Genomic DNA, 3,311 nt, shown 5'->3' with positions numbered 1-3,311 from the left:
GAAAATTCAACCTGAAGAAACAACAAATAGTTCTGAGAATTATAGCGGTGCTATTCAACCTCTAGGGATCATGTTCTTTTCAGATGAAATGGTCTATCCGTTAAAAATTAGTTTTTTAAGTGTTCCCTCTGGGGGGACCGAAGTATTAGTCTATGCTTTTTCAGATGAAAGAGTAACTTTTCCAGGGGCAATAGAAGAATATAATGCTATTATTACTCCCAACCAACTAAAGGGATATTCCATCTTGCCGGGTTTAATAGATGAGACTTTTATTTTGACCAAATTAAGAAAAACTTTTACCAGTGAGGAAATGGGAGATGATTTAGTTTTATTTCCAGTTCCTAAATATATTACTTTAGGAAGTATCATAGATTTAAATTCCCCGGTAGAGCAATTCATTTTGGTTATAGGAATTTTTATCTTCTTATTAAAGATAAAGATGAGGAATATTTAAAAATATTTTTATTATTATAGGAGAGAAGAGAATATGATGAGAAAGACTAAGATAGTATGTACTATAGGACCTGCTAGCAGGGTATATGATGTAATTGAAAAGTTAATAAGAAGGGGGATGAATGTTGCTCGTTTGAATTTCTCTCACGGAAGCTATAAGGAACACCTTCAAGTTATTGAAAATATTCGCCAGGCCTCTTTAAAGATAGGTCAACCAATAGCCATCCTTCAAGATTTGGGAGGGCCAAAGATAAGAATCGGCAAGATTATTAAAGAACCTATTTTTTTAAAGGAAGGTTCCTCCTTTATTCTTACTAACCGTGAGGTTACTGGTAATGATCAGGAAGTCTCGGTTATTTTTCCTTCTTTACCCCAGAAAGTGAAGAAAGGGGACTGTATCTTTTTAGCTGATGGTACTTTAGAGCTTAAGGTTAAAGAATTTACTTCTACTGATATTCTCTGTCGTGTAGTGAGGGGTGGAAAATTAACCTCTCACCAAGGAGTAAATATTCCGAACATATCTATAGATATTCCTTCTTTGACCGAAAAAGATTATCAGGATATTCTCTTCGGAATAAAAAATAAAGTTGATTTTATCGGTCTTTCTTTTATCAGAAGGGCTGAAGATGTCCTCAAGGTGAGGAAAATTCTTAAAGAAAATAAAGCCGAAGAGATCTCCTTGATTGCCAAGATTGAAAAGAAAGAGGCGGTAGATAATCTGAAAGAAATCATTGAAGCCTCTGATGGGATAATGGTAGCTCGGGGTGACCTGGGAGTAGAAATACCCTTAGAAAATGTCCCACTGGTTCAGAAAAATATTATTAAAAAATGCAATTTTGTAGGGAAGCCAGTAATTACAGCAACGCAAATGCTAATATCAATGATGAGCAACCCTAGACCTTCTCGGGCGGAGGTAACCGATGTAGCTAATGCTATCCTTGATGGGACAGATGCTATTATGTTATCTGAGGAGACTGCAGTAGGTAATTATCCTTTAGAAGCAGTAGAAACAATGAATAAGATAGCCTTAAGAATTGAAAAAGCTATAGATTATAAAAAAATATTGAGCGAGAGATCAATTTCAGTTAAACCCACTAATGCCGATGCGATAAGTCATGCCACCTGTCAGGTAGCCCTGGATTTAAAAGTAAAGGCGATTGTTACCTTTACTTTTTCTGGGAGCACTGCCCGTATGGTTTCCCGATATCGTCCCCCTGTTCCTATTATCGCAGCAAGTACCCAAGATTCTACCGTGAAAAAACTTACCCTTAGCTGGGGAGTTTATCCTTTTAAAACAGAAGAATTGGCTGATACTGATGATCTGATTACCAGATCGAGAAAAGTAGCTTTAGAGACAGGATTAGTTAGACCGGGAGAAAAAATAGTGATTACTGCCGGAATTCCTTTTAGGGTTCCCGGCAGCACCAATTTATTAAAAGTAGAAACTTGTTAAGAAAATTGTTAAGGGATGACCTTTTGAAAAGAAATTATAAAATAATATAGTAAAAATATTATAATCTGGCTGCTTAAAATGGAGAAGTGTTTCCGGGAGTTGCTCATTGGAGATTAAAAAAAGGAGAAATTACGGTAGCTAGATTTGATGGAGATAATGGTAGCTATTCCCTCTTAATGGGTCATGCTCATATTTAAAAAAGAGGTATATCAAGATGAAGAAAAGTGATCTAGGAATTATTCAGGTTCTTCCCACCAGGGTATTTAGAATTTATAGAGGGGGGCATCTTTTAGAAAAATTTAGAGGTATAAAAAATCCGGAAGATTCTGATTACCCTGAAGATTGGATCCTCTCCACAGTAAGGGCAATGCAGCCTTATGGCATATCTGATGAGAGTATCTCTAAGATTAAAACTATTAAAGGCATAGATAATTTAGAGATGCTGCTAAAACATTTTCCAGAAGATATATTAGGTAAAGATTATGTTAAAAAATATGGTAATTTCTTAAATCTTTTAGTAAAACTTTTAGATTCATCTATTCGTCTTCCCCTGCAAGCTCATCCCAGTAAAATATTTTCCCGAAAATATTTAAATTCTAATTTTGGAAAAGCAGAAGCCTGGTATATTCTTGCCACCAGAAAGATAGACCAAGAAAATCCTTATGTATTTATAGGATTTAAACCCGGTATAAATAAAGATATAATGAGAAAAATGGTAGAAGAACAAGATATTAAAAGAATGCTCAGCTTTATGCATAAAATAGAAGTAAAGTCAGGAGATGCCATCTTTGTAGCACCAGGTACTCCTCATGCCATTGGAGAAGGGGTTTTTATGGTAGAGACTCAGGAACCAACAGATTTTACTCTTTCTATAGAAAAAAAGATAGGTGTTCATATTTTAAAAGAAAAAGATTGTCATTTAGGTCTTGGTTGGGATAAATCATTAGATATATTTGATTATCAAGGATATTCTCTTGCCGAAATTAAGGAGAGATATCATATGAAAAAAGAGATACTAATTTCTATTAGAGGAGGAAAACTTTATAGATTAAATGGCGGGGAATATATGAAATCATGTTTTGAAATGATGTTAATGGAAGAGGTAAAAGATATAGAAATATCGTTTGAAGGAAGATTTGCCTCTCTAGTAATTACCAGAGGAGAAGGAATGATTTCCACCAATGTGGGAGATTTTAAAGTAAAAGAGGGAGAGACTTATATGCTTCCTGCTTCAATAGACATGTACAGATATGTGGCAACTAAAAGTAGTTTAGATATAATTATTTCCCTTCCTCCTATTTTCTCATCCATCTAACCTCTAACCAGCTAACCAGAAATTGAAGTAATAAGTAATAAGTAACCTGTAATAAGTAACTGTTTTTATAATTTCAGAAATTTAATCTTA

3 protein-coding genes are annotated in these 3,311 nt (G+C 34.5%); all 3 read left to right on the top strand.

The annotated features are described in order from the left end of the window. Window positions 1–454, top strand: a 454-nt coding sequence (locus COZ07_RS03760; RefSeq protein ID WP_406607251.1) for a hypothetical protein, incomplete at its 5' end; no start/stop codon positions are given. Window positions 455–487: 33 nt separating this feature from the next. Then, the gene (gene pyk, locus COZ07_RS03755; RefSeq protein ID WP_406607250.1) at window positions 488–1,906 is read left to right on the top strand and encodes a pyruvate kinase; all 1,419 of its coding nucleotides are present in this window, start codon (window positions 488–490) and stop codon (window positions 1,904–1,906) included. Window positions 1,907–2,120: 214 nt separating this feature from the next. After that, complete coding sequence (locus tag COZ07_RS03750; protein ID WP_406607249.1) at window positions 2,121–3,221, top strand: class I mannose-6-phosphate isomerase; 1,101 nt, start codon at window positions 2,121–2,123, stop codon at window positions 3,219–3,221. The last annotated feature ends 90 nt before the right edge of the window (window positions 3,222–3,311 follow it).

It is taken from the genome of Candidatus Infernicultor aquiphilus (genome assembly GCF_002784285.1).
In the GTDB taxonomy this organism is placed as follows: domain Bacteria; phylum Atribacterota; class Phoenicimicrobiia; order Phoenicimicrobiales; family Phoenicimicrobiaceae; genus Infernicultor; species Infernicultor aquiphilus.
The sequence above is the reverse complement of the archived record's forward strand: the minus strand, read 5'-3'. Positions and strand labels throughout refer to the sequence as shown.

Coding starts and splice junctions, on each gene's coding strand:
- COZ07_RS03750 (WP_406607249.1), top strand. CDS start 2,121: ATGAAGAAAAGTGATCTAGGAATTATTCAGGTTCTTCCCACCAGGGTA.
- pyk (WP_406607250.1), top strand. CDS start 488: ATGATGAGAAAGACTAAGATAGTATGTACTATAGGACCTGCTAGCAGG.